The organism is Micromonospora parva, assembly GCF_000718515.1.
Taxonomy (GTDB): Bacteria; Actinomycetota; Actinomycetes; order Mycobacteriales; family Micromonosporaceae; genus Micromonospora; species Micromonospora parva.
Map to the genome: position 1 here is coordinate 70,006 of NZ_JNZS01000027.1, position 22,730 is coordinate 92,735.

Below are 22,730 nucleotides of genomic sequence, written 5' to 3' on the forward strand. Positions count from 1 at the left end.
CACCCCTGTCAGCCCCGCATCCGCGCGGACACGACGATGACGAGCACCAGCGGCACCAGCGGCAGGGCCGGGGCGACGACCGGCAGGTGCAGGGCGACCAGGGCGCCGACCGCCGCGCCGACCATCAGGGCCAGCAGCACCTGCGCCTTGGGCCGCAGGCCGGCCCACGGGCTGCGGGCGGCGACCCCGGCGATCAGGCTGGTGAGCGTGCCGGTCAGGTACGTGGAGGACAGGCCGGAGACGCCGAAGCGTTGGATGGCGCTGCTCTGCACGCCCAACGCGACCGCGGACAGCATCAGCAGCGCCAGGTGCACGCGCGCGTCGGGGGCGTGCAGCGTGACCTCCCAGACGACGGCGAACACCACGAACACCGACAGCTCCAGGACCAGCGCCCAGGTGACCCGTCGAGGCCAGACCGGGTCGTCAGGCTGCGCCGAGCCGACGACGCGGGCGCCCGCGAGGACACCGACGATGAAGCTGACGATGGCGCAGCCCGACGTCAGGGCCAAATCGGCCTCGCCCCGGCCCGCCGAGAGCCCGAGCAGGACCATGTTGCCGGTCATCACGCTGGCGAACGCGCCGCCGAGGGCGAGGAACCCGAGAGCGTCGGCGGTTCCGGTCAGGAAGGTGAGGACGACGACGAGCGCGTGCCGTCGGCGCAGCAGTCGATCGTCTGGATGTGCGGCGACGTGGGGGCGGGTGACGCGGGGCGCTGTGCTCGACACTGTCGGCCACCTTCCGGTGATTGTTCTTCGTATACACTTTGTCCGGACACGTTCACGGAGAGGCGACCAGGTGGCTGAAGACCTACGGGACAAGCTCGGCGCGCAACACCTGCCGCTCCGCGATCAGGTCCTCGCCGCGCTGCGGACCGCCATCATCGACGGCGACTACCTTCCCGGGGAACGGCTCACCGAGGACCGGCTCGCCGAGGACTTCGGCGTCTCCCGCAACCCCGTCCGGGAGGCGCTGCGGGTCGCCGAGGCGGAGGGGTTCGTGGTGATCCTCCCCCGCCGGGGAGCTGTCGTCGCCTCACCGAGCAGCGGGACCATCGCCGACATGTTCGCCGTACGCGAGCGGCTGGAGGCGTTGGCCGCCCGGCTGGCCGCCGAGCGGGCCACCGCCGCCGACGTGGCGTCCCTGCGCGCCCTGCTCGACCAGGGCCGCGAGGCGACGCAGCGACAGGACCTGGCCCGGGTCGCCGAGCTCAACAGCACGCTGCACCTGCGCATCCTGCAGATCAGCGGAAACCCCTGGCTGTCGTCGATCGCCAAGTCGCTCTACCTCCATGTGCAGTGGATCTTCCGGCTCGGGGCGGCCGAACGGGCCCCCCACTCGTGGGCCGAGCACATCCAGCTCGTCGACGCCATCGAGTCGGGCGACGGCGACCGCGCCGAGCGGGCCGCGCTCAACCACCTCGACGCGGCCTCCGCCGCGGCCTACGAGAACGCCGAAGGCGGCTACGCCGCCCGCTGACGCTCAGGTGGCCGCGGCACCCGCTACCGGCCGCACGCGTAACCCTGCATCCCCCGGGGGTTCGCACCGGCGGCCAGCAGCCCGGTGGCCGGGTCGCGGGTCACCGCACAGAGCCGGCCCAAGCTCCACCCGTCGGTGACCCGCACCTCGTGCCCGTACGCCCGCAGCGCCGCCAGCACGCCCTCGTCGAGCCGGTCCTCCACCACCAGGACACCCGGCTGCATGTCGCGTGGATAGAACGACCCCGGCAGGCTGACCGTGTGCCACGCCGGCGCGTCGATGGCCTCCTGCAGACTCTGACCGCCCACGAGGTGCCGCAGCAGGAACGGCAACTGCCACTGGTCCTGCTGGTCGCCACCGGGGGTGCCGCACGCCAGCACCGGCTCACCGTCGCGGTGCACCATCGTCGGGCTCAACGTCGTCCGCGGGCGACGGCCCGGTGCCAGCGACGAGGCCAGCCCCTCCTCCAGCCAGAACATCTGCAACCTGCTGCCCAACGGGAAACCGAGCTCCGGAATCGTCGGGGAGCTCTGCAACCAGCCGCCGCTGGGCGTCGCGGAGATCATGTTGCCCCAGCGGTCGACCACGTCCACGTGACACGTGTCGCCCCGGGTCACCCCGTCCGACTGCACCGTCGGCTCCCCCGTCGCGGCATCCGTCGACCCGGTACGCCGGACGGCACCGGGTCGGACGTGGGCCGGCAGGCGCGGCTGCGCACCGTCCGGACGCCCCGGCCGCAGCTCCGCCGACGCGCGGTCGCCGATCAGGGCGGCCCGCTCCCGCGCGTACTGCGGGGAGAGCAGCGCCTTGGCGGGCACGTCGACGTCGTCGCCGTACCAGGCCTCCCGGTCGGCGAAGGCGAGCTTGAGCGCCTCGACCTGGGCGTGGACGCCGGCCGCGGTCCCCGGGTCGTACGCGCCCGGGTCGTCGAGCGCGTCCAATGTGGCCAGTGACTCCAGCAGCACCGGGCCCTGACCCCAGAACCCGGTCTTCGCCACCGAGTAGCCGTGCCAGTCGAGGGTGGCGGGCGCCTCCCAGCTCGCCGAGTACGCGGCCAGGTCGTCGCCGGTGACCAGCCCGGCGTGCGGGCGTCCGCTGGAGTCCTGGAACGGTCGCCGGCTGAACGCGTCGATCGCCTCGGCGACGAAACCCGTGCTCCAGGCCCGGCGCGCCGCCTCGATCTGGGCCTCCCGGTCGACGCCGGCCGCCTGTCCCGCCTCGACGAGCCGACGCAGCGTGTCCGCGTACGCCGGGTTGGTGACCAACTCCCCCGCGGCCGGTGGCCGGCCGTCGCGCAGCCAGAGCGCGGCGGACGTGGGCCAGTGTTCCTCGAACAACGACCGGACGGCGGCCACCGTGTCACCGACCCGGCCCACCACGGGGTGTCCGGCGCCGGCGTAGCCGATGGCCGGTTCCAGCACCTCGGCGAGGGTGAGCGTGCCGTGCTCACGCAGCAGCAGGAGCCAGGCGTCCACGGCGCCGGGCACGGCCGCCGCGAGCGGGCCGGCGCCCGGGATGAGGTCCATCCCGAGGGACCGGAAGTGCGCGATGGTGGCGCCGGCCGGTGCCGGCCCCTGCCCGCACAGCACCTTCGGCCGGGGGTCCTGTGCGGTGGCCACGATGGCCGGCACCTCGCCGCCCGGCCCGTTCAGGTGCGGCTCGACGACGTGCAGGACGAACCCGGCGGTGACCGCGGCGTCGAAGGCGTTTCCCCCGCGTTCGAGGATGCCCATCGCCGCCTGGCTGGCGAGCCAGTGGGTCGAGGACACCATGCCGAAGGTGCCCTGCAACGTGGGTCGGGTGGTGAACGTCATGACAACACCTCACTGGGATCTGCGGTGCGAACGTCGGGGCCGGTGCCGTCCGGCTGGACCAGGTGGCACGCGGCCATGCCGTCGCCGATCGCGGTCTGCGCCGGCACCTCGGTCGCGCACCTGTCGAAGGCGAGCGGGCACCGGGTCCGGAACCGGCAGCCCGACGGCGGGTCGAGCGCGGACGGCAGGTCGTCGCCGAGCAGCACCGGCTGACGTTCGCGTTGGCGTACCGGATCGGCCACCGGCGCGGCGGACAGCAGCGCCTGCGTGTACGGGTGGGCGGGCCGGGCGAAGATCCGCTCCCGGCTGCCCCGCTCGACGAGTTGCCCCAGGTACATGACCGCGATCTCGTCGGCCAGGTACTCGACGGCGGAGAGATCGTGGGTGATGAAGAGGCAGGCGAACCCGATGTCGCGTTGCAGGTCGGCGAGGAGGTTGAGCACCGACGCCTGCACCGACACGTCGAGCGCGCTGGTCGGTTCGTCAGCGATGAGCAGCATCGGTTCGGAGATCAGTGCCCGTGCGATGCTGACCCGCTGGCGTTGCCCGCCGGACAGTTCGTGGGGATAGCGACGGGCCACCTCGGCGCGCAGGCCCACCCGTTCCAGTTGGGGAGCGACGCGGGCCTCCCGCTCGCGCCGGGACATCCGTTTGCCGGAAAGCCGCAGCGGCTCGGCCACGATCTCACCCACCAGCATGCGCGGGTCCAGGGACGCGGCCGGGTCCTGGAAGACGATCGACACCGCGCCGCGATGGGGTCGCAGGTGCCGTCGGGACAGGTGGGTGACGTCAGTGCCGGCGATCCGCACCGTTCCCGCTGTCGGCTCGACGAGGCGTACCACGCAGCGGCCCACCGTCGACTTTCCGGAGCCGCTTTCCCCCACCAGGGCGGTGACCCGGCCGCGCGGGATGGTCAGCGACACCCCGTCCACGGCACGCACCGGGCCGAAGTGCATCACCAGGTCCGTGATCTCCAGGGCGTTCGGCTGCGGCGTCATCGGTTCGCCTCCTGAGGGGCCGTCTCGCACGGGTGCCAGCAGGCCGCGACGTGGTCGGTGCCACCGACCCCCGCCAGCGGCGGGGCGGCCGTGCGGCACCGCTCGTCGGCGGCCGGGCAGCGATCCGCGAAGGTGCAGGCGTCGGGTTGGCTGGCCAGGACGGGCACCAGCCCGGGGATCTCGGTCAACCGGTCCGTCCCGGCGTGCCGGCCCGGCTGCGGCGACGCCGACAGCAGACCGGCGGTGTACCGGTGTCGGGGGTGGGCGAACAGGTCGTCCACTGGTGCCCGTTCCGCCACCCGTCCCGCGTACATGACGACGACGCGGTCCGCGATGTCGGCGATCACGCCGAGGTCGTGGGTGATGATGAGGACACTCGTGCCGAGCTGGTCGCGCAGGTTCCGCAGCACCTGCAGGATGCCGGCCTGCACGGTGACGTCCAGTGCGGTGGTCGGCTCGTCGGCCACCAGCACCTTCGGGCCGCAGGCCACCGCCATCGCGATCATCACGCGCTGGCGCATGCCGCCGGAGAGCTGGTGCGGATAGGTGTCGACGCGTTGGGCCGCGGACGGGATCCCGACGAGCGTCAGCAACTCGACGGCGCGCGCCCGCGACGCCCGCCGGGACATCCGCTCGTGGACCTGGAGCACCTCGCCGATCTGCCTCCCGACGGTGAGCACCGGGTTCAACGACGTCATCGGTTCCTGAAAGATGTAGGCGATCTCCCGGCCCCGGACCCGGCGAAGCGCCGCCTCGCGGGCCCCGATCAGCTGGGTGCCGTCCAGGCGTACCGAGCCGGTGACCCGGGCGCTGCCCGGTAGCAGCCCGGCGATGCTCATCGCGGTGACGCTCTTTCCGCACCCCGACTCGCCCACCATCCCAACGATCTCGCCGGGCGCGAGGTCAAGGCTGACACCGTCGACCGCCGAGACGGTGCCGGTCTCGGTGGGGAACGACACCGACAGGTCGCGGATCTCCAGCACGGGCGCTCCGGCCGTGGTCATCGTCGGTCTCCCTTCGGGTCGAGGGCGTCGCGCAGGGCGTCACCGAAGACGTTGAACGCCAGCGCCAGCCCCATGATGACGACGCCGGGCAGGACGGCGGCCCACGGTGCGCGGGCGGCGAACTGCTGGGCGGTGGCCAGCATGGTGCCGAGGCTGGGCGCCGGGGGCTGGATGCCGAGGCCGAGGAACGACAGCACCGCCTCGCCGAGGATCGCGGCGGGGATGGCGACGGTGGCCTGCACCAGGATCACCGACGTCGCGTTCGGCAGGATGTGCCGGGCCAGCACCCACAGGTCGCTCGCGCCGTCGACGACGGCCGCCGCCACGAAGTCGAGTGACTTGAGGCGCAGGGTGTCCGAGCGGACCACCCGGATCACCCCGGGGATCTGGGCGATGCCGATGGCCACCGCGGCGTTGCCGAGGCTGGCGCCCCGGATGGCCGCCAGCCCCACCGCCATGATCAGGAACGGGAACGCCAGCAGCAGGTCGGTGAAGCGGGAGATCACCGCGTCCCAGGCCCGGAAGTAGCCGGCCGCGAGCCCGAGTGGCACCCCGATGACCAGGGACGTGGCCACCGCGAGGAGCCCCACCTGCAACGACGCCCGGGCACCGAGCATGATGCGGGAGAGGACGTCGCGGCCGAGGTCGTCGGTGCCCAGCAGGTGCCCGGCGGTGCCGGGCGGTGCGAACGTACGGGCGAAGTCGGTCTGGTCGACCGAGTAGGGCGCGAGCCAGGGCGACAGCACGGCGATGACGCCCGCCAGCGCGAGCACGACGAAACTCACGACGGCGAGCGGGTTGCGGCGCAGCCGCCGCAGCACGCGGGTACGCCGGGTGACGCTGGCGGTGCCGGTCTCCGCCATCGGTACGGTGAGGACGGTCATGCCGGATCTCCCGTCACCCGGATGCGTGGATCGATGACCGAGTAGAGCAGATCCACGAAGAGGTTGATCACGATGTAGGCCGCTGCGGTGAGCAGGACGACGGCCTGGATCACCGGGTAGTCCCGTTGGAACACCGCGTCGATGGTCATCTTGCCGAAGCCCGGCAGCCCGAAGATCTGTTCGGTGACGACCGCGCCGGAGATCAGCCCGCCGAGTTGCAGGCCCACGACGGTCACCACCACGATGAGGCTGTTGCGCAGGGCGTGCCGGGTGATGACGGCGCGCGGTCGCAGCCCCTTCGCCTTCGCCGTCCGCACGTAGTCGGAGGAGAGCGAGTCGAGCATCGCCGAGCGGGTCTGCCGCATGATGATGGCGGCGAGGCCGGTGCCGAGGATCACCGCGGGCAGGACGATGTGGTGCAGGTTGTCCACCGGGTCCTCCAGGATCGGCACGAAGCCGGAGGCGGGGAAGAGTCCGGTCGCCACGGACAGGTAGAGGATCGCCAGCAGCCCGAGCCAGAAGTGCGGCACCGACAGGCCGATCAGGGCCAGGCCGTTGGCGAGCCACTCCGCCGGCCGTCCACGACGGACCGCCGCGAGCACCCCGGCGCCGACGCCGAGGGCCGACGCGATGAGGATCGCCAGGACGGACAGCTCGACGGTCACCGGCAGCGCGGTCGTGAGCATCGACGAGACCGGCGTGCCCGTGCGGATCGACACGCCGAAGTCGCCCTGCGCCATCCGCTCCACGTACTGGGCGAACTGCACCGGCAGCGGCTGGTCCAGCCCGTAGTGCCGACGGATGGCCTCCAGGGCCTCCGGCGACCGGTCCTCGCCGGCCAGCGCGAGGGCCGGGTCACCGGGGAGCGCCCGTACGCCGACGAAGACCACGATCGTCGACAACAGCAGGGTCACTGCCGACTGCCAGGCACGGGTGAGCAGATATCGGGCCACGACGACCTACTTGCCGAAGCCGGCGAAGGCCGCCCGGATGACGCCGTCCGGGTAGACCTGCAAACCCTGAACCTGCTTGCTGACGGCGGTCAGGTTGCGCTGCCGGTAGAGGTAGATCAGGGCGTCGTCCTGCTGCAGCAGGGTGACCGCCTGGCCGTACAGCTTGCGGCGCTGCTCGACGTCACCGGCCTGGCGGGCCTGGGTCAGCAGCGTGTCGAGCTGCGGGTTGCGGTAGCCGGCGACGTTCTGGCTGCCGCCGGTGCCGACGAAGTTGGTGATGTTGGCGTCCGGGTCGATCCGTCCGCTCCACCCCAGTTGCAGCAGCTCGAAGTTGCCGCGGTCCTGCTCGTCGAGGAGCGAGGAATACTCCACCGGGTTGATCTTCAGGTCGAATCCGCCGTCCTTGACCATGGACTGCAACGCCTGGGCCAGGCGCAGCGTGTCAGGGGTGTTCGAGGCGAGCATCGTCACCTCGTACGGCGTCTGCACTCCGGCCTCGGCGAGCAACTGCTTGGCCTTGGCGGGGTCGTGCGCCGGGCAGGTCTGCGCCTCGGGGGACGAGAACGTGCTCGCTGGCGAGATCGGCGAGCAGGCGACGGCGTGCTCACCGTTGAAGACCGCGTCGACCAGGGCCTTGCGGTCGATGGCGTGCTCGAAGGCCTGCCGCACCTTGGCGTTCTGGGCGAGCGGGCGGTTGATGGGCTTGGGAGTGGTGCCGACACCGTCGACGTTGCCGACGTTGATGGTCAGGCCCTGGTATCCGAGGGACTGCGACTGAAGGACGGAGACCGCGGCGTCCTGCCGGAGCGAGGCGACGTCCTGGGTGGAGACGGAGTCGGCCACCTGCGCGTCACCGGAGCGCAGGTTGGCGGCCCGGATGCTCGCGTCGGTGAGGATCCGCCACGAGATGCCATCCAGGTGCACCTTGCTGGCGTCGTAGTAGTTCGGGTCCCGCACCACCTCGATCGAGTTCTGGGGCACCCGCTTGGCGAACTTGAAGGGACCGACGCAGACCGGCGCCGAGGCGAAGTCGTCCCCCCGGGCCTGCAGTGCCTGCGCGCTCATGATCATGCCGGCCCGGTCGGCGAGGGCGCCGAGCAGCGGCGCGAACGGCTGCTTCAGTCGCAGGACGACGGTCTGCGCGTCCGGGGTGTCGACGCCGTCGATGGGGCCGAGTTCGCTCTTGCGCGCCGACCGGGCGTTGGTGAGGTGGCGTTGCAGGGTGGCCTTCACCGCGGCCGAGTCGAACGCCGTCCCGTCCGCGAAGCGCACGCCGGGCCGCAGCGGGATGGTCACCGTCCGGCCGTCGTCGCTCGTGGTGGGCAGGGCCGTCGCGAGCTGCGGTACGACCTGCGCCTGCTCGTTGACGTCGTAGAGCTTCTCGCACATCGCCTGGAAGACGTAGCGGGAGTAGAGGCTTCTCGACAGTGTCGGGTCCAGCGCGTCGGGTTCGGCGGAGAGGGCGATGACCAGGTTGCCGCCCTGCTTCACGGAGGCGGGGTCCGCGGGCGTGCCGAAGGCGTCCTGGCCGGCCGACTGGTCGCCGCCGGACGGGTTGCCGCCATCGCTGTTCGACACCGGTGAGCAGGCGACGGCCGTGCAGACGACGGCAACCGCCGCCACCGCGGCCCGGAGCACCCGACGGCGGGGCAGTGTCGTTTCGCGGACGGAGAGGTTCGTCATGGAGAGCTCCTCAAGTGGGCGATTCGGGGAGCGTATGTTGTATACGATGACCGCCGCAAGACCTCCGTGACGGGGCTTCTCAGGCCGGGGTGCGGCCGTACAGGGCCGCGCGCAGCGCCGGCCGGAAGACCCGCCGGACATCGGCCGGGGACAGCGCACCGACCGAGCGGATCGGGTTCAGGTACCGCGTGAAGATCAGCCCACCCAGCACAGCGACCGCTGCGGTGGCCCGTCGCGTCGCGTCCGGCCCGCCGATAAATTCAGCGATGCGGAGGCGCAGCTCACCGTCCAGGTAGTCCCTCAGGGCGCGCATGGTGGCGTCATCCTGCACCACCATCCGGCTCTGCGCGGGCCCGGCGGCGTCCCACAAGCCGGTGACCGAGTCCAGCAGACGGTCGGCCAACTGCTCCCGGTTGCCCCGCAACGCCTGGTCGAGAGCGGTGGGATCAACGCAGAGCAGGTTCAGTGACTGACTGAAGAGGCCCTGCTTGGAGCCGAAGTGGTAGCTGATCAGCGCCACGTCGACGCCAGCGGCGGCGGCGACGGCCCGCAGGGTGGTGCCCGGATAACCGTGCGTCAGGAACAGCTCGCGGGCGGCCCGCGCGATGCGGGCCTTGGTGTCGGGGTTGCCGCGGGGCCGGCCCCGAGTTTTATTCAACACGGTTGAATACTGCGCTTCCCCGCTGGCACGGTCAACGCCGTCAACCCCAGCGAGGAGCGAACACATGCGCACTGTCGTCTTCGGCGCCACCGGCCCCACCGGCCGTCAGATCACCGAACAGGCTCTGGCCGCCGGCCACGAGGTCGTCGCTGTCACCCGCCGCCCGCCCGCCGGGCCACCGCGCCCCGGCCTCACCGTGGTCAGCGCCGACGTCGCCGACCTCGACGCCGTCGACCGGGCGGTGGCCGGCGGCGACGCCGTCCTGTCCAGCCTGGGCGTCCCGCTCACCCCGAAGCCGATCACCGTCTACTCGACGGGCAACGCGAACATCCTGGCCGCCATGCACCGCCACGGGGTCAAGCGCCTGATCACCGTCAGCTCCAGCGTGCTCGACCCCACCTGGCGACCGACCGGCGAGTTCTTCTTCAACAACGTGCTGGACCCGCTGTTCAACCGCAGGGCGGGCCGCACCGCGCACGAGGACATGCGGCGGATGGAGTCCCTCGTCCGCGAGAGCGACCTGGACTGGACCATCGCCCGACCGTCCGGGCTGTTCGACCACCCGACCGTCACCCGCTACCAGGTGGCCGAGGACGTCGCCGACGGCCTCTTCACGGCACGCGCGGACCTGGCGGCGAGCATGCTGGCGCAGCTGACCGACGAGCGGTACGTCCGGCGGGCGATGGCGGTGGTCACCACCGAGGTCAGGCCGAGCATCGCGGGTCTGATCTGGCGCGAGGCCGTGCTGAAGAAGAAGTGACCCGACGGCCGGGCCCCGGTGGGAAGCGGCCCGCTCAGCGCCGCTTCCCACCGTCCTCCTAGGAGTTGTACGCCTGCGCGGTCACCGTGACCTGACGGGCTACGCCCGGCCGCGCCGGCCAGGAGACCCGTACCTCCCGGGTCTCCCCCGGCAGCAGCCAGAAGTAGTTGTCGTCGTAGCGGGCCGGCAGAACCCGGTTGCCGTCCTTGTCGCGCACGGCGAGCCGGACCAGCGCGGCGACCGTACGGCCCTGGTTGCGGACGGTCGTGGTGACGGTGTTGCGCCCGTCCACGACGCGTACGGTGCTCGACGACGTCGACAGTCGGGTGCGCGGCACGTCGTTGAGCGCCCGCATCTGCTCGGCCTTGTCGTAGCGCCAGTAGGTGTTCTCCGCGAGCAGCCGGTCCCGGCTGTCGCGCAGCTCCAGTCGCACCAGGTGCAGCCCGCCGCCGTCCGGCGCGGCGAGGGGGAAGACCGTCCTCGTGGCCGAGCGGGCCACGTCCACCCGCTGACGCTGCGCCGGACCCAACGACCGGCCGCTCAGGTCGTAGCGTCGGGCGCTCACGGTGACCCCGCTCAGCGGCGCGGCGGTGTGGTTGACCACCCGCACCTGCCAGGTGCCCGGGTCGGCCTGGACGTGCACCGGCTCGCATCCCTTGCGGGCTCCGTAGTAGGCGCCGTTCACGTCGAGGTCGTAGTCGTAGGTCTGCCAGACCGTGCTGTGCCACGCCGGGTGCGACATCCACAGCAGCAGACCGGTGGCGTCCTGCCACAGGTTGGCGTTCCACGCCTCGAACATGGCGCGGTGGCTCTCGTAGTTGACGAACTGCGCCCGGGTGGCGAACTCGTCGAGCGAGCCGGACTCACCGAGGCGCGCGTCGATCGCCGCCTGGTACGTGCCGACGCGCTGGTTACCGACCGTCGACCAGTCGTGGTAGTTCCACACCTCACCGATCGGCCACTCCGGAGCGTCCCCGACGAGGTTGCGCATGCTCTCGGTCACCGACACCACCGGCATGCCGATCTCGGTGTGGAAGCCGAACGAGTCCGCCTCGTAGATCGTCTTGTCGGTGTAGGTCGTCGGGTCGACCCAGCCGTACGGTCCACGCCCGCTCACGATGCCGCTGGCCGAGTTGGGGATGTAGAGGATCTCCGGGTGCTCGGTGGCGACGGCCTGCTTGAGCCCGGCGTCGACGATCGGCGGCGGGTCCCCCTCGTTGGCGCCGCACCAGACGACGATGCTCGGGTGGTGGCGGAAGCGCCGGATGGTGTCGGCGGCGATGTCGACGTAGCCGGGCGGGTTGGGCAGGAACGCGCCGGCCTGCCAGAAGTCGTTCCACACCAGGATGCCCTGCTCGTCGCAGGCCTGGTACAGCTCCTCGCGGTTGCTGCTGCCGAGCCAGTTGCGGATCATCGTGAAGTTCATGTCGCGGTGCATCTCGACCGTGTCGGCCAGCCGGTCGGGCAGCACCCGGCGCAGCAGCTCGTCCCAGCCCCAGTTGCCGCCACGGGCGAACACCGGCACGCCGTTCACCGTGATCTTCAGTTCGGTGATCTTGTTGCTGACCGTCTTGACGTCGGTCCAGCGCTGCCCGTCGGCGGAGACCTGGATGACGAAGTCGCGGGCGTACGCCTGCTCCCAGACGATGGTGACCTGGTCGAACGCGACGGGAGCGCCGAGGTCGACCTGGATCCACTGGTTGTCCTCGAACTTCGACGACCACCGGGTCCGCGGGTTGCCGTCGACGGCCCGCTCCGGGCCGTTGGAGTCGCCGTCGGACGACGACGCGGTGGCGGTGCGGCGCAGCGCCAGGTCGACGTCCGGCTCGGCCTGGCGCTGCACCGAGAGCGCCCACATGGACACACCCCACGACGTCGCCCGCGCACCGGTCTGGATGCGCAGGTGCTGGGCGGTCTGGCTGGGGAACGTCTCGACCTGGGTGGCGCGGCTGCCCAGCGGGGTGTCGTTGCTGACGGCCTTCACGTCGGTCCACGCGTTCCCGTCGGCGGAGACCTGGACGCGGTAGTCCAGCGCGTACGCCTGCTCCCACACGATGGTGACCCGGTCGAAGTCGACCGCCGCGCCGAGGTCGACCTGGATCCACTGGTCGTCCTCGGCCCGGGAGGCCCACCGGGTCGCCGGATCGCCGTCGACGGCCCTTCCGGGACCGTTGCCGTCGTTCTCCGAGGACGACGCGATGGCGTCGCGGCGCAGGGCGAGATCCGGGCCGGTGCCGTCGGCGACCGACAGCGAGAACATCGAGATGCCCCAACCGGTGGCGCGCTGGCCGGCCTGGATGCGTACGTGCTGGGCGTGCTGACGGTCGAACGTGACCGTCTGGGTCGCGGCGCCGTCGACGAACTCCAGCGCCGGCTTGCCGGGGGGCGAGATGACGACCGGCTGGTGCCAGTCGTAGGCGAACTCGCGGATGCCGAAGCGCAGCGCGCGCCGGTCGCTGACCGAGCGGTTGACGGTGGCGGTGAGGGTGAGGTCGTACAGGTGCGGGTCGCCGTAGCCGTTGGGCCACCAGAGCCGGGGCTTGCGCAGCCGCAACGCGGGGAAGCGCTGCGGGCTGAAGGTGACTGTGGTGTTCGCGCCGGCGGGGACGGTCACCGTGGACTCGACGCGTACCTTGTCGAACTCGGCGCGGACGGTGACAGTGGTGGCGCTGGCCGCCGCGTTGCGGACCGGCACCCGGATGGTGACCTCGGCGGTGTCGGTGCCGGGCAGGTCGGGCAGCGTGGTCTGCACGTGCGGGTCGCCGATGACCACGGCGCCGGTGCTGCGCAGGCGGACGTGGTCCCAGAGGCCGGTGACCCGGTCGCGGACGGCGGGCATCCAGTCCCACCCGGACACCGCCAGGTAGGTCGGCGCGTCCAGGTAGTGGCGGGCCGACTGGAGGAAGGTACGGCCGTCGGGGCCCTTGTCGCCGGGGGTGCCCGGGTGCGGCATCGGGGTCACCCGGACGGCGAGGACGTGCTCGCCACGGTGACCGGCCAACGCGTCGGTGATGTCGAAGGCCGCCCGCGCGAACGGGTGCGTGACGGTGCCGACCTGGACGCCGTTGACCCAGGCGGTCGCCTCGTGGTTGATCCCGTCGAACTCCAGCCAGATCCGTCGGCCTGCCGAGGTGTCCAGCTCGCGTGGCAGTCGCAGCGCGCGCCGGTACCACCAGGCGTGCCGTGACAGCGCCTCCGGGATGCGCATGTTGTTGAAGCCGGCCACGGGGTCGGGCAGGTGACCCTGCTCGACCAGGGTGCCCAGCACGGTGCCGGGCACCGTCGCCGGCAGCCAGGACCGGACGTCGACACCGGCGCGGGAGAGTTCGGCGCCGTCGGCGGTGCCGGCGAAGTCGTCCATCGTCAACGACCAGCCCGACTCCAGCGGGACCGTACCGTCGGCGGCGACTCTCAGCTCGGGGGCCGGGCCGGTGTTGCCGCCCTCCCAGCTGGTCCAACCAGCGGCCTTCGGCCGGCCGGCCAGCGGTACGCCGTAGACCTGGAAGCCGTTGAGGCCCACCGGGTTGCTGTTCGAGCGCTTCGTGACGGTCATCCGGATCCACCGGGCGGTGACGGGCTCCGGCAGCTTGATGGTCTGTACGCCGCCCTGCCCCTCGCTGGTCTCGTACACCGACCGCCAGGAACGGCCGTCGGTGGAGACCTCGATCCGGTACGCCGTCGCGGCGCTGGACAGGATCTCGTCGCCGTCGGTGTCGGTGTAGTTGCCGTCGAACGGCGCGTCGGTGAGCGTGGCCTCGAAGACCAGGCAGACGGCCTCGACCCGGCACGGCGCCTCGAGGTCCACCGAGATCCACTGTGGATCGCCGTTGGCGGCCCGCCATCCGCTCCCCCGCACGCCCACCAGCGGCAGACCGTCCACGGCGAAGGTGGCGGGGGTCGGGGCGTAGTCGGTCGAGGAGACCGCCACCGGGCGGTACCGGGCGAGGTCGGTGGTGGTCGGGGTGGTGCTCGGCGTCGGCCCGGCGGCGGACGCGAGGGCGTCCGGCAGGACCGCTGTCACCCCGACCGAGGCGAGCAGCGTCGCACCGGCGGAGAGGAAGGTACGCCGCGAAATCGGCGATGGCTCGGACATCGTGCCTCCAGAAGTGACAACGTTGTCAGACGGCGGGGATCCGTGACAACGTTGTCAGATGGTGGCCTGATGTTTCCCGGGAGTCAAGAGCCGGCGTCCATCGTGATTCCGCCACCACGTTCCGCAGCTGTTCCACTCCGGACATCGACCGTGGCCGTCTTTCCTGCTGCCTGGCCGCCGGCACACGGCGAGGCCTCTAAGCCCATCGGATCGCGGAGGGCGTGGGGCTCCGGGGTGTCACGGGTTCGGCGGCTCGGCGGCTCGGCGGCTCGGCGTGGCAGGCTTAGCGGATTGCCTTTGGAGCTGATGTCACAAACGAATCAGCCGTCCACTCCGCCGGGCCGACGATGCCACAAACGATCACACCGCCCACCGCCAGGCCGGCGATCCCGCAAACGATCAGACCACCCACACCGACAAGCGGGCGATGCCGCAAACGATTCAGCTCCAAAGGCAGCGACCGCCACCTACGGCTCCGCCCTGAAGATGCCCACCCCTGCGGCAACACCCGCTCGGCCGCCGTTCACACCCGGAGGCCCGGCGCCCCAGCCGCCGACTCAGCCGCCGATCCGATGGCGCCGCGAGTGCCCGGCGCTGGGCGAGGTGTTTGCCCATCCGTACCCATCAATCACCTGGCTGGAGGCGACCAGCGCCCGCGCGGTCAGCTCGCCGGCCCGCCCTCGCGGCGATCGGGGTCCCGGGGGCGGTACTCGGGGCGCAGCTTCGCGCTCGCGAACGCCGCCTTCACTGCCGCCGAGAGGGCGGCGATGTCGTACGCGCCGTGGTGTCGACGGCCGTTGATGAAGAAGGTCGGGGTGCCGGTGACGCCGCTGAGGTCGGCGGAGTCGACGTCCTCGGCGATCCGGTCCACGCCCATCCGCTTCACCATGTGCTCCCGGAACCCGTCCAGATCCAGGCCGAGCTGCTCGGCGTAGCCGAGCACGTCGGTGGGGCTGAGCGCGTCCTGGTGGGCGAGCAGCAGGTCGTGCATCTCCCAGAACGCGCCCTGTTCCCCCGCCGCCTCGGCGGCCTCGGCGGCGAGCTGGGCATGCGGGTGGACGTCGGTGAGCGGCAGGTGCCGCCAGACGTACCGGACGTTGGCGAAGTCTGCCAACAGCTCTCGGACCACCGGCTCGGCCTGCCCGCAGTAGGGGCACTCGAAGTCGCCGTACTCCACCACCGTCACCGGCGCTTCGAGCGACCCGCGCATGTGGTCGCGGTTCGGGTCGACCGGCAACATCAGGTCGACGATGCCCTCGGTGACGCCCAGCAGCGCGCGTGACCGCCGCGCCGGCGAGAGCCGGCCGACGGAGCGGAACACCAGCCAGGTGACGAGGGACGCGCCGAACGTGGCCACGAGGATGCCGAACTTCGCCTCGTCCAGGGCCGGGCCGTCCAGGGCATGGGTGGCGATCAGCAGCGCGACGGTGAACCCGATGCCGGAGACCGTGCCGACCCCGAGGACGGCGATCCACCCGACGGGCGGCCGGAACCGGTTACCGCTCAGCCGGGCCACCAGCCACGCGGTGAGCACGATCCCGGCCGGCTTGCCGACGACGTACGCCACCACGACGCCGAGCGTGACCGGGGAGGTCACGGCCCTGGCCAGCAGGTCGCCGTCGATCACGATCCCGACGTTGGCCAGCGCGAACAGTGGCACCACCAGGTAACTGGCCCACGGGTGGTAGAGCGTCTGCAGCCGCTCGTTCGGCGACAGCGCGGCGGTGAGCCCGGCTCGCGCCATGCGGGCCAGTTGCGGGGTGGGCTGTTCCCGGAAGAGGCGGAACTGGTCGCTGGCGTGTTGCAGGTCGCTGCGGCCGGGGGCGTACGCGTAGGTCAGCAACCCCATGACCAGGCCCACCGCCACCGGATCGACGCCGGACATCGAGACCGCCAACCAGGCCGCCACCCCCAACACCCCGTAGACCGGCCCGAAGCGCACACCCCACGCCCGGACGAGCAGGACGACGCCGAAGATCACCGCCGCGACGACCAGTGCCGTCACCGAGGGATGGTGCGGGTACGCGATGGCCAGCACCGCGATCGCCACCACGTCGTCGACGACGGCGACGGTCAGCAGGAAACCCCGCAACCGTTCCGAGAAGCGCGGCCCGAAGACGGCCAGAGCCCCGAGCGCGAGCGCCGTGTCCGTGGCCATCACCGCGCCCCACCCCGCGGCGGTGGTCTGCCCGGCGTTGATCGCGAGATAGATCGCGACCGGCACGAGCATGCCACCGATCCCGACCAGCATGGGCAACGCCAGGCGACGCCGCTCCCGCAACTCGCCGATGTCGAACTCGCGGCGCAACTCCAGCCCCGCGACCAGGAAGAAGAACGTCATCAGGCCGCTGTTGATCCAGGTACGCAGGTCGTGCGACACGGTCCATCCGCCGAGCTGGATCGACAGGGAGGTACGCCAGACCGACTCGTACGACGACACATGCAGGTTCGCCCAGCCGAGAGCGGCCACCGCGGCGATGAGCACCACCCGCGCGCCGCCGGTCTCGGTGCGCAGGAACCGGCGCAGCGGAGCGTTGATCCGCCCCTGCCAGGCCGTTCGGCTGGTCCAGCCCCGGCGCATGTTGTCGCTCGTCACGGGGACAATCTTCGCCGACCCGACCGTCACACGGCCCCGATTGCCACTCCTGCCCAGGGAAGACGACCCCGCGCGCTCATCCCTCCCCCACTGCGCCGATCTTGCGCTTTCGGTGGTCGGGTTGCGGGCTTCCGTGTCATTTGTCGCGACAGAAAGTGCAAGATCGCGCGGGGAGGGCGGCGACCTTGGCGGGCATGCACGCAGCGGCACCGGTTGGTAACGTGTCGTGGGGTCGCCGGTTGCCGTCGGCGGCGCTCCCCTGGGGAGGGTCGACATGTGGGCGGACGACGCCGCGCTCGACGCGGCGGCGCGCCGGCTCGACGAGTGGGAATCATCGCTCGCCGAACGGGCGGAACGCGCCAGGGCGCTGTCGACGACGATGCGGGACCTGACCGGCACCGCCCGCAACGCCGACCGGACGGTCGAGGTCACCGTCGACTCGACCGGCCTGCTGATCGACCTCACGCTCGACGAGGGCATCCGGCAACAACCCGCGACCCGCACCGCCCGGCAGATCCTGGAAATCACCGCCGCCGCCCGCGCGGACCTGCTCCGGCAGGTCAGCGCCACAGTCGGGGAGACGCTCGGCGACGACGCGAGCGCCCCGGCCATCATCGACTCGTACCGCAGCCGGCTTCTCCCCGACCAGGGGTCGAACGATGCCCGCCGGTGACGGCATCCAGGTCGACCCGGACGACCTGACCGCCCACGCCGCGCGCCTCGACCGCTGCGCCGGCAGTCTCGACACCGCCCACCAGGCAGGACAGCACGTCCGGTTGGGCGCTGACGCCTACGGGCAGCTCTGCGCGATGATGCCGGTGCTGCTCGGCGGCCTCCAGCAGGCAGTGGTCGACGGCATCGGCGCCGCCGCCACGTCGGTACGCGACACCGCCGGCAGGCTGCGGGTCGGAGCGGATCGCTACCGCAGCTCCGACACCCATGCCCAACATCTGCTCGACAGCGTGCGGCAGCACCGGCTCGACGAGGTGCGGCAGCACCCGCTCGACGGGGTGCGGCAACACCGGTGACGTCGAACCCGCTCGTCGCCACCGCTGCGGACACCCCGCCCAGCGCCTGGGCGGGCGTGTGGATCTGCGAGGACATCGACCTCATCGCGCAGGGCATCCGCAACGGCAGCTGGATCGACGGCAGCCTCGGCGTCGTGAGCGCCGGGCTGGACGCCCTCGCCCTCGTCTCCGACCCGGTCGGTGCGCTGCTCCAGTACGGGATCGCCTGGCTCATCGAACACGTCAAGCCGCTCAGCGAGGCGCTGGACTGGCTCGCCGGCGACCCCGCGCAGATCACCGCACACGCCCAGACCTGGCGCGCCGTCGCCGGGTCACTGCGCGACGACGCCGCCGAACTGGCCCGCGCCGTGCGCAACGACGTCGCCGGCTGGGGCGGCAGCGCCGGCCCCGCCTACCGGGCCTGGGCCAACGAACAACACCAGGCCATCACCGGCCTCGCCCAGGGCGCCGACACCCTGGCCGCGATCACCGAAGGTGCCGCCGGCCTGATCGCCGCCGTCCGGCTCCTCGTCCGCGACGCCATCGCCACCTGCGTGTCCCGCATCATCGTGTACGCGGGCGAACTCCTCATCACCGGCGGCCTGGCCGCACCCCTGGTCGTGGAGCAGGTGACGACGTTGGTCGCGTCGTGGGGTGCACGGATCGCGCGGCTGCTGCGCGGGTTGCTGGCCAGCCTGCGGCGGCTGATCCCGGAGGTACGCCGACTCGCCGACCTCATCGAGAAGCTCAAACAGGCGTTGGGGCGACTCCATAAGCAGCCACCCGCCTCACAGAAGCCCGACGGCCCCGAGCCGACCAAGACTCCGGGCTATCCCAGCCGACCGGACTTCACCAAGGCCGAGATCGACGCACGGAAGATCACCACCTACGCCATGAACCCGGACCACCCTGTCGGCAAGAACAAGTACCGCGTCATCAACTCCACCACCGGCCTCGGCCCGGAGGATGCCGACGTGATCATGCAGCAGATCCGCGAAGGGGTTGTCGCTGGTACGCCACTGCTGGGCAAGGCCGACGAGTTCGGCCAGCGGTGGAACGTGGATCTACCCCTGACCGGGCCAGGTGGCACGGTCATCGTCCGCACAGCTTGGATACTGGAGAATGGATCCTCTTCGCCGCGAATGGTGACCATCTCGTTCCCGCCCAAGGAAGGGTGACATGTTGGAGTTGTACGACGTGGTTGAGCTCCGCGAAGCCATTCCGGGAGAATCACTGCCTGCCGGGGCAGTGGGAACCGTCGTTCATATTTTCAACGGCTCCCCAACTGCCTACGAAATCGAGTTCGCCGACGCCGACGGTCGCACCACCGCCATGGTCACGCTCCGGGCCGACCAGGTGATACACCGAGGTGGGTAGTTGGTCGTGCGTCACTCATCGTCGCAGATCGCGATGATGCTTCACCGAACCACGCATAGTCAACGGTGCAGACGGCGGGAGCAGTCGCCGTCGTAGCCGTCGCGCAGGAGGCATCGCCGGCCGCCCGGCATCAGCAGGTCGCAGAAGACCGGGTGACGGAGAAATTGCTGGTCCTCCTCCGAGACAGTGGTCTCCCCCGGGTCCGCCATCGGCATCACCAGCCCTGAAGACGACGCTCGCGTGCCTGATCTCCGAGGAGATCGACTTCGGCTGATCGGCGAGGAGGCGACACGGATCCTCGGCTACCACTGACGCCACAGGACCAGGACCTTGGCGATGTCTCGCACTGGACGCAGGCGTCGACCACGATCCGTTTTCGGATCAGCCGGCCAGGGCAATGCCGTGTAGGTGGGCGATTCCGGGTGCGGTGACGGCCAAGCTCCGGACGACGGCAGCCGCGAAGAAAACTTAGATTGGACGGCGACCGGGCCCATCAATCAGGCAGGGAGGCCTGCACTCATGACGGCGGATGTGCCATAGCGGCTTTCGATGAGCGGGGCGGCGTGATCTTCAAACGGATGTGGCAGGACCTACGACGGCAACCTCGATGGTTCCTCCGGGCAATGCTGGTATCGGCGGCCGGCACCTTTGCTGCGATGCTGATGAGGGGCCCCAACCAGGGGTTCGGTGGTCCAGTGTTGTACTTCGCCGTGCTACTCGGGTCCGGTGCGATGCTCGTGTCGTCGGTCGTACTGGTGCTGTTGCGCGGGCGGGATTCACGCCGGTGACCGGTAGAGCACTTACGGACGTCCGAAGCTGCTTGATGACCTGCCGTCCGAGAACACCACCATCGGGCGATGCGACACCCGCTCGCCGTCACCTGCACGTTCCAACGTTGGATTCGCAACAGGCGGCCCGGGCTGGACCGACGCCTGGTCCCCGTCGGCCGCCGCGTCCTCGTCGATCAGGACACGGCGATGTCGACCAGCGCAGTTTGGCACGTCGATCAGGTCCAACTGGACTGGAGACGCCTGGTCAGCGGCGTCGGCGGCGGGAGCAGTCGCCGTCGTGACCGTCGCGCAGGAGGCAACGCCGACCGCCGGGCAGTCGCAGGTCGCAGAAGACCCGGTGACGGAGGAACTGCTGGTCCTCCGCGGAAACGGTGGTCTCCCCCGGATCCGCCATGGGCAGCACCAGCATCCATCGGCCGATGACCCTAGCCAGGCGTTGCGCGGCCGGCAGGTCGTTGGCAACGACGGGCAGATGGATGACGTACCGCTGGCTCATCTGGTCTGGTCCCGCTCGTTGCGGGCGCGGGCCTGATCGGTCTGCCAGCGACGCAGACCGGCCTTGATCCGTGCGGTTTCGCGGCGACTCTCGGCGAGCGCGGCGTAGACGGCGGCCATGTCGCCGGCGACCCGGTCGAGGAAGGCGTACACGTCGTCGGGGTTCAGGCCGCGACGTCCGAGCCCGACCGGCGGGAAGCGGCGCTCACGCACCTGCCACGGCAGCAGACTGGTGTACGCGGCCGAGCGGTAGGTCGCGCCGCCGCGCGGCGGCTCTGGTCGCTGGTTGCTGGCGTTCATGTCTGCCTGCCTTCCTGCTGCGGAGGGGCGAGGGGTTCGGGAGACACGGCGGCCGTTCGGGGGGACCGGCCGGCCGCCGTGCTGTGATCAGCCTGCGACAGTCCGCAGTGGAAACGCAACGTTCTAAACCGCAATTTCGCTGCTGTGCATTGACTTTCTTTGCTGAAACCCGTAGGAGTTGCAGGAGCAGGTCACGCAGTGTTGCGAGACGGAACCAGGGAGTGTGCGGATGCCCGAAGACATCGGATCGACAGTGCCGCGCCGGCAACTCGGCCGGCTGCTGCGGCAGTTCCGCAACGAGGCCGGGGTGACGCTCGACGCCGCCGCCGAGGCCCTCGAATACAGCCGGCAGAAGATCTGGCGCCTCGAATGCGGCCAGGGTTCCGTCCGGGTGCTCGACGTCAAGGCGATGTGCGAGCTGTACGGGGTGTCGCCGGAGATGACCGAGGCGATGCGCGGGCTGGCCGTGGAGACGAAGTCGAAGGGCTGGTGGCACGCGTACGGCGATGCGGTGCCGAACTGGTTCGAGCTGTACGTCGGCCTGGAATCCGCCGCCGCCCACCTCCGCCGTTATGACGAGTCGCTCATCCCTGGGATCCTTCAGACCAAGGAGTACGCCCGCGCGCTTTATCGCCTTGGCGGGATGCTGAACGAGGAGGAACGCGAGCGCGCGGTCCAGGTCCGGCTTCAACGGCAGGCACTGCTCTCTCGGCGGCTGCCGGCAGCTCCCAGGGTTGAATCCGTGTTGTCCGAGGCGGTGCTTCGGCGTGGCGTTGGCAGCCCAACCGTCATGACCGAGCAGCTCGCTCACCTCACCAAGCTGTCCGAGCTACCGAACGTCAGCGTCAGAGTGCTGCCCCTGGCAGCAGGCCCGCAGCCCGGGGCGGTCGCGGGATCCTTTGTGATCCTCGATTTCCCGGCCACCAAGGGCGGTCGTACCGCGCCGGAGCCCTCCGTGGTCTACAGCGAGTCATTGACCGGCGCTCTGTACCTCGACAAGCCCGACGAGCTGGCCGCCTACCAGCGCGTCTGGCGAGGCCTGGATGCGCTGGCCCTCGGCGAGGCAGAATCGACTGACATGATCAAGCGGATCGCTGGGGAGATGCGGCATGACTGACCTGAGTGGCGCCGTCTGGCGCAAAAGCACCCGCAGCGGCGACAACGGCGGTGACTGCGTCGAGGTCGCCACAAACCTCCCCGGCGTTGTCGCCGTGCGCGACTCGAAGGATTCCACGGGACCGGTACTCACCTTCACCGCCCAGGCCTGGACGGACTTCATCGCGGCGGCCAAACATGAGGGCCGCGCCAGCTGAAGGTCGGGCGTCGCCGACGGTGTGCGGGCGCCGCCTTAACCAGTCGGTCACCAGTCACCTGCCCACTTCGACGGCGGTGTGACGGCGAGGTGCGGCTCCGCACTGATCGGTTCGAGGGCGTGCACCACCCGCAGGTGCCCGTCGGCCGCCGCGTCCTCGTCGATGATGACGCGGCCACTGCTGCCGTCGGTGCTGACCAGCAGCCACCGGCTGGGGTAGATGCTGCCGTCGTCGACCAGCGCCCGCACCCCGAAGGCGCGGGCCAAGGTAATCGCCGACTCTCGTTCACCCTGACCGGTGGCATCGGCTGGGTCGGTGTCACCGGTCAGGATCCAGCCGAACTCCTCGTCGTGCGGTGGAGGGCTGAGCATGGCGACCGGCCGAGGGTCATCGACTGCTCGATCCTCGACGCGTCCCACGTAGACGGCGTCCGGCGAGATGCCGTAGCTCTCGTCCAGAAATCGGCAGAGCGCCCCTGCGGGCAACTCCTGCTCGACGTGGATCTGATAACGCACCCTCACCCCC

The 22,730-nt window shown here is 70.9% G+C and carries 22 protein-coding genes; 8 read left to right on the forward strand and 14 right to left on the reverse strand.

Annotated elements, in window-relative coordinates:
* Positions 1–8 precede the first annotated feature (8 nt).
* Positions 9–725 carry a YoaK family protein gene (locus IF22_RS35210; protein WP_051708826.1) on the reverse strand — a complete coding sequence of 239 codons (717 nt, stop codon included), beginning with the start codon at positions 723–725 and terminating at the stop codon, positions 9–11.
* Between the two features lie 70 nt (positions 726–795).
* Between IF22_RS35210 and IF22_RS35215 the strand changes: the two genes are divergently transcribed.
* Positions 796–1,476, forward strand: coding sequence for a GntR family transcriptional regulator (locus tag IF22_RS35215; RefSeq protein WP_036412443.1), 681 nt, complete (start codon positions 796–798; stop codon positions 1,474–1,476).
* 23 nt (positions 1,477–1,499) lie between these two features.
* On the opposite strand, the gene IF22_RS0127870 is transcribed toward IF22_RS35215, so the two are convergent.
* The 7 genes from IF22_RS0127870 to IF22_RS36245 form a co-directional block, all read right to left on the reverse strand.
* Positions 1,500–3,290 carry a gamma-glutamyltransferase family protein gene (locus IF22_RS0127870; RefSeq protein ID WP_030337084.1) on the reverse strand — a complete coding sequence of 597 codons (1,791 nt, stop codon included), beginning with the start codon at positions 3,288–3,290 and terminating at the stop codon, positions 1,500–1,502.
* A complete protein-coding gene (locus IF22_RS0127875; protein ID WP_030337085.1) occupies positions 3,287–4,288 on the reverse strand; it encodes an ABC transporter ATP-binding protein in 1,002 nt (333 codons plus the stop codon). Before IF22_RS0127875 ends, IF22_RS0127870 begins: the two co-directional genes overlap by 4 nt.
* Entirely contained in the window at positions 4,285–5,292 is a 1,008-nt protein-coding gene (locus IF22_RS0127880; RefSeq protein WP_030337086.1) for an ABC transporter ATP-binding protein, read from the reverse strand. Before IF22_RS0127880 ends, IF22_RS0127875 begins: the two co-directional genes overlap by 4 nt.
* Positions 5,289–6,176, reverse strand: coding sequence for an ABC transporter permease (locus tag IF22_RS0127885; RefSeq protein WP_030337087.1), 888 nt, complete (start codon positions 6,174–6,176; stop codon positions 5,289–5,291). Before IF22_RS0127885 ends, IF22_RS0127880 begins: the two co-directional genes overlap by 4 nt.
* Complete coding sequence (locus tag IF22_RS0127890) at positions 6,173–7,129, reverse strand: ABC transporter permease (protein ID WP_030337089.1); 957 nt, start codon at positions 7,127–7,129, stop codon at positions 6,173–6,175. The genes IF22_RS0127885 and IF22_RS0127890 overlap by 4 nt, the downstream gene beginning before the upstream one ends.
* A 6-nt stretch (positions 7,130–7,135) precedes the next feature.
* Positions 7,136–8,812, reverse strand: a complete 1,677-nt coding sequence (locus IF22_RS0127895; RefSeq protein WP_081884111.1) for an ABC transporter substrate-binding protein — start codon at positions 8,810–8,812, stop codon at positions 7,136–7,138.
* 79 nt (positions 8,813–8,891) lie between these two features.
* The gene (locus IF22_RS36245; protein ID WP_030337093.1) at positions 8,892–9,473 is read right to left on the reverse strand and encodes a TetR family transcriptional regulator; all 582 of its coding nucleotides are present in this window, start codon (positions 9,471–9,473) and stop codon (positions 8,892–8,894) included.
* A gap of 64 nt (positions 9,474–9,537) precedes the next feature.
* Here IF22_RS36245 and IF22_RS0127905 point away from each other — a divergent pair, with 64 nt between their 5' ends.
* Positions 9,538–10,233, forward strand: a complete 696-nt coding sequence (locus IF22_RS0127905; protein WP_030337095.1) for an NAD(P)-dependent oxidoreductase — start codon at positions 9,538–9,540, stop codon at positions 10,231–10,233.
* A gap of 58 nt (positions 10,234–10,291) precedes the next feature.
* Here IF22_RS0127905 and IF22_RS0127910 read toward each other — a convergent pair whose 3' ends face one another.
* Both IF22_RS0127910 and IF22_RS0127915 read right to left on the reverse strand, forming a co-directional pair.
* Positions 10,292–14,326, reverse strand: coding sequence for a discoidin domain-containing protein (locus IF22_RS0127910; protein ID WP_030337096.1), 4,035 nt, complete (start codon positions 14,324–14,326; stop codon positions 10,292–10,294).
* Between the two features lie 661 nt (positions 14,327–14,987).
* The gene (locus tag IF22_RS0127915) at positions 14,988–16,907 is read right to left on the reverse strand and encodes a Na+/H+ antiporter NhaA (protein WP_425339857.1); all 1,920 of its coding nucleotides are present in this window, start codon (positions 16,905–16,907) and stop codon (positions 14,988–14,990) included.
* Positions 16,908–17,196: 289 nt separating this feature from the next.
* Between IF22_RS0127915 and IF22_RS0127920 the strand changes: the two genes are divergently transcribed.
* The 4 genes from IF22_RS0127920 to IF22_RS0127935 are packed head-to-tail and all read left to right on the forward strand — an operon-like array spanning position 17,197 to position 19,306.
* Positions 17,197–17,595 (forward strand): hypothetical protein, encoded by a 399-nt coding sequence (locus IF22_RS0127920; protein WP_030337107.1) that lies wholly within the window; start codon positions 17,197–17,199, stop codon positions 17,593–17,595.
* Positions 17,582–17,950, forward strand: a complete 369-nt coding sequence (locus IF22_RS33425; RefSeq protein WP_051708827.1) for a type VII secretion target — start codon at positions 17,582–17,584, stop codon at positions 17,948–17,950. Before IF22_RS0127920 ends, IF22_RS33425 begins: the two co-directional genes overlap by 14 nt.
* The gene (locus IF22_RS36080) at positions 17,947–19,107 is read left to right on the forward strand and encodes a WXG100 family type VII secretion target (protein WP_245233756.1); all 1,161 of its coding nucleotides are present in this window, start codon (positions 17,947–17,949) and stop codon (positions 19,105–19,107) included. Before IF22_RS33425 ends, IF22_RS36080 begins: the two co-directional genes overlap by 4 nt.
* A gap of 1 nt (position 19,108) precedes the next feature.
* Positions 19,109–19,306 (forward strand): DUF4926 domain-containing protein, encoded by a 198-nt coding sequence (locus IF22_RS0127935; protein ID WP_030337113.1) that lies wholly within the window; start codon positions 19,109–19,111, stop codon positions 19,304–19,306.
* A gap of 59 nt (positions 19,307–19,365) precedes the next feature.
* Here IF22_RS0127935 and IF22_RS34045 read toward each other — a convergent pair whose 3' ends face one another.
* The 3 genes from IF22_RS34045 to IF22_RS0127955 form a co-directional block, all read right to left on the reverse strand.
* Entirely contained in the window at positions 19,366–19,515 is a 150-nt protein-coding gene (locus IF22_RS34045) for a hypothetical protein (protein ID WP_156057936.1), read from the reverse strand.
* Between the two features lie 826 nt (positions 19,516–20,341).
* Positions 20,342–20,593 carry a hypothetical protein gene (locus IF22_RS0127950; protein ID WP_030337115.1) on the reverse strand — a complete coding sequence of 84 codons (252 nt, stop codon included), beginning with the start codon at positions 20,591–20,593 and terminating at the stop codon, positions 20,342–20,344.
* Positions 20,590–20,892, reverse strand: coding sequence for a DivIVA domain-containing protein (locus tag IF22_RS0127955; protein ID WP_030337117.1), 303 nt, complete (start codon positions 20,890–20,892; stop codon positions 20,590–20,592). The genes IF22_RS0127950 and IF22_RS0127955 overlap by 4 nt, the downstream gene beginning before the upstream one ends.
* A gap of 229 nt (positions 20,893–21,121) precedes the next feature.
* On the opposite strand from IF22_RS0127955, the gene IF22_RS0127960 reads away from it, so the two are divergent.
* Together IF22_RS0127960 and IF22_RS0127965 are read left to right on the forward strand one after the other, a co-directional pair.
* Positions 21,122–22,009 carry a helix-turn-helix domain-containing protein gene (locus IF22_RS0127960; protein ID WP_030337119.1) on the forward strand — a complete coding sequence of 296 codons (888 nt, stop codon included), beginning with the start codon at positions 21,122–21,124 and terminating at the stop codon, positions 22,007–22,009.
* Positions 22,002–22,205, forward strand: a complete 204-nt coding sequence (locus IF22_RS0127965) for a DUF397 domain-containing protein (protein WP_030337121.1) — start codon at positions 22,002–22,004, stop codon at positions 22,203–22,205. The genes IF22_RS0127960 and IF22_RS0127965 overlap by 8 nt, the downstream gene beginning before the upstream one ends.
* Positions 22,206–22,252: 47 nt before the next feature.
* Here the strand turns inward: IF22_RS0127965 and IF22_RS0127970 are convergent, their stop codons facing one another.
* Positions 22,253–22,720: a hypothetical protein gene (locus IF22_RS0127970; protein ID WP_030337123.1), complete on the reverse strand. Its 468-nt coding sequence runs from the start codon at positions 22,718–22,720 to the stop codon at positions 22,253–22,255.
* Positions 22,721–22,730 lie beyond the last annotated feature (10 nt).

What these genes read in the sequence shown, in the direction of transcription:
- IF22_RS0127965 (WP_030337121.1), top strand. Translation starts at nt 22,002, where the DNA reads ATGACTGACCTGAGTGGCGCCGTCTGGCGCAAAAGCACCCGCAGCGGC.
- IF22_RS0127910 (WP_030337096.1), bottom strand. Translation starts at nt 14,326, where the DNA reads ATGTCCGAGCCATCGCCGATTTCGCGGCGTACCTTCCTCTCCGCCGGT.
- IF22_RS0127935 (WP_030337113.1), top strand. Translation starts at nt 19,109, where the DNA reads ATGTTGGAGTTGTACGACGTGGTTGAGCTCCGCGAAGCCATTCCGGGA.
- IF22_RS0127915 (WP_425339857.1), bottom strand. Translation starts at nt 16,907, where the DNA reads ATGCGCCGGGGCTGGACCAGCCGAACGGCCTGGCAGGGGCGGATCAAC.
- IF22_RS34045 (WP_156057936.1), bottom strand. Translation starts at nt 19,515, where the DNA reads ATGGCGGACCCGGGGGAGACCACTGTCTCGGAGGAGGACCAGCAATTT.
- IF22_RS0127870 (WP_030337084.1), bottom strand. Translation starts at nt 3,290, where the DNA reads ATGACGTTCACCACCCGACCCACGTTGCAGGGCACCTTCGGCATGGTG.
- IF22_RS0127950 (WP_030337115.1), bottom strand. Translation starts at nt 20,593, where the DNA reads ATGAGCCAGCGGTACGTCATCCATCTGCCCGTCGTTGCCAACGACCTG.
- IF22_RS0127955 (WP_030337117.1), bottom strand. Translation starts at nt 20,892, where the DNA reads ATGAACGCCAGCAACCAGCGACCAGAGCCGCCGCGCGGCGGCGCGACC.
- IF22_RS33425 (WP_051708827.1), top strand. Translation starts at nt 17,582, where the DNA reads ATGCCCGCCGGTGACGGCATCCAGGTCGACCCGGACGACCTGACCGCC.
- IF22_RS0127885 (WP_030337087.1), bottom strand. Translation starts at nt 6,176, where the DNA reads ATGACCGTCCTCACCGTACCGATGGCGGAGACCGGCACCGCCAGCGTC.
- IF22_RS0127880 (WP_030337086.1), bottom strand. Translation starts at nt 5,292, where the DNA reads ATGACCACGGCCGGAGCGCCCGTGCTGGAGATCCGCGACCTGTCGGTG.
- IF22_RS0127920 (WP_030337107.1), top strand. Translation starts at nt 17,197, where the DNA reads ATGTGGGCGGACGACGCCGCGCTCGACGCGGCGGCGCGCCGGCTCGAC.
- IF22_RS0127905 (WP_030337095.1), top strand. Translation starts at nt 9,538, where the DNA reads ATGCGCACTGTCGTCTTCGGCGCCACCGGCCCCACCGGCCGTCAGATC.
- IF22_RS0127875 (WP_030337085.1), bottom strand. Translation starts at nt 4,288, where the DNA reads ATGACGCCGCAGCCGAACGCCCTGGAGATCACGGACCTGGTGATGCAC.
- IF22_RS0127895 (WP_081884111.1), bottom strand. Translation starts at nt 8,812, where the DNA reads ATGACGAACCTCTCCGTCCGCGAAACGACACTGCCCCGCCGTCGGGTG.
- IF22_RS0127960 (WP_030337119.1), top strand. Translation starts at nt 21,122, where the DNA reads ATGCCCGAAGACATCGGATCGACAGTGCCGCGCCGGCAACTCGGCCGG.